Origin of the sequence: Paraburkholderia sp. RL17-347-BIC-D (genome assembly GCF_046027915.1) — a bacterium.
GTDB lineage: Bacteria > Pseudomonadota > Gammaproteobacteria > Burkholderiales > Burkholderiaceae > Paraburkholderia.
The window spans coordinates 1-640 of the sequence record NZ_JARESS010000227.1 but is presented as its reverse complement, the minus strand read 5'-3'; the positions used below and the strand labels follow the sequence as shown (position 1 = coordinate 640).

Annotated in this window: 1 pseudogene; it reads left to right on the top strand. The window is 59.2% G+C overall.

Annotated features, from left to right (window positions below):
* Window positions 1–89 precede the first annotated feature (89 nt).
* Window positions 90–640 (top strand): annotated as a pseudogene (locus P0D96_RS48300) (IS3 family transposase); the annotation flags it as partial.

Below are 640 nucleotides of genomic sequence, written 5' to 3'. Positions count from 1 at the left end.
AGAGGTGGCGCCGAGAATTCGGACAGGTCGGTAAGTGGAAAAGCTGGGGCGTGAGTCGGCCATAATGGCCGGCAACAAGGAACCAGAAGATGACGAAACGCAACCGACGGACACACTCACCGACGTTCAAGGCAAAGGTGGCACTCGCGGCGCTCAAGGGCGACAAGACGCTGGCCGAGCTGGCCCAGCAGTTTGATGTGCATCCGAACCAGATCACGGACTGGAAGAAGCAACTGCAAGAGCGTGTTGCCGAAGTGTTCGAGACGGGCCAAACATCGGCCGAGCCCCCGATCGATGTGAAAGTGTTGCACGCGAAAATCGGGCAATTGACTCTGGAGAACGATTTTTTGGAAAGCGCGCTCGGCAAGGCGGGATTGCTGAGCGTAAAGCGATGATTGATCGCGGGCACGCATTGCCGGTGAGCCGGCAGGTGCGGCTGGTGGGCATTGCCCGTTCAAGCGCCTACTACCAGCCGCACCCGGTCAGCGAGGCCGATCAGAAGCTGATGCGGCGGCTCGATGAATTGCATCTGGAGTTCCCGTTTGCCGGTGCGCGAATGTTGGTTCGCCTGCTCAAGCGTGAAGCTATCAGGGTCGGGCGCAAACACGTCGGCACTCTGATGAAGCGCATGGGCATTGAA